Origin of the sequence: Aliivibrio sp. A6 (assembly GCF_028765505.1) — a bacterium.
Lineage (GTDB): Bacteria > Pseudomonadota > Gammaproteobacteria > Enterobacterales > Vibrionaceae > Aliivibrio > Aliivibrio finisterrensis_A.
In genome coordinates, this window is the sequence record NZ_JARACR010000113.1 from 1 (window position 1) to 656 (window position 656).

The following is a 656-nucleotide window of genomic DNA, read 5'->3' on the forward strand; positions in this document are numbered from 1 at the left end:
ACCCTAAAAGGTCAATTGAGGAAGAATATCTATGCTAAATCTATTGAAAGTAGTTGTTATTACTAATCTATTAGCGGCTTTAATCGTATTCATTCTTTCCAAATATATTGCTTTTTTCAACTCAACAAGCTTGATGGATTTTCTATTTTTCATCGTGATTATTATCTGGGGAATAGCTAGATTAACTTGGGATGGTAGTAGCCAAAGTCGTAATTGGGCGCAAGATCCTGCTTCAAAGAAAACAATGAAAATGGTTTCTAATCATGATTTTGAGTCTGATTACCATGAACAAAAAAGGCTGAATTATCAGTTTGGTTTGGTTATGTTTGTCTCAGGAATTCCGGCATTTTTAGGTAGTATTTTATTATTGGTTACTTCCTAGTTTTGAGGGTGATTGCTAGTACGGGTATAACAAAGCAATCAACACGATTTATTACATTCGGCGTTGTAGGTTTGTCTTTGGTTTCGGTGTTTAAGGCGGTAAAATTCAAGTAAGTCGGCGTAGTAATAAACGTGTTATTGCGGCGTTATAATTTTTCTTAGTATTGCTGAATATTTATACTTGCACTATAATTGGTACAAAATTAAGTACAACTAAGGTGCTATTTATGACTCGACTAAGATTAGACCAAGATATTCAACCACTTTCAGAATTT

Annotated in this window: 1 protein-coding gene; it reads left to right on the plus strand. The window is 33.5% G+C overall.

Annotated features, from left to right (window positions below):
* Nucleotides 1-31: 31 nt before the first annotated feature.
* The gene (locus PVK70_RS18845; protein WP_130049476.1) at nt 32-382 is read left to right on the plus strand and encodes a hypothetical protein; all 351 of its coding nucleotides are present in this window, start codon (nt 32-34) and stop codon (nt 380-382) included.
* Nucleotides 383-656 lie beyond the last annotated feature (274 nt).

Coding starts and splice junctions, on each gene's coding strand:
- PVK70_RS18845 (WP_130049476.1), top strand. CDS start 32: ATGCTAAATCTATTGAAAGTAGTTGTTATTACTAATCTATTAGCGGCT.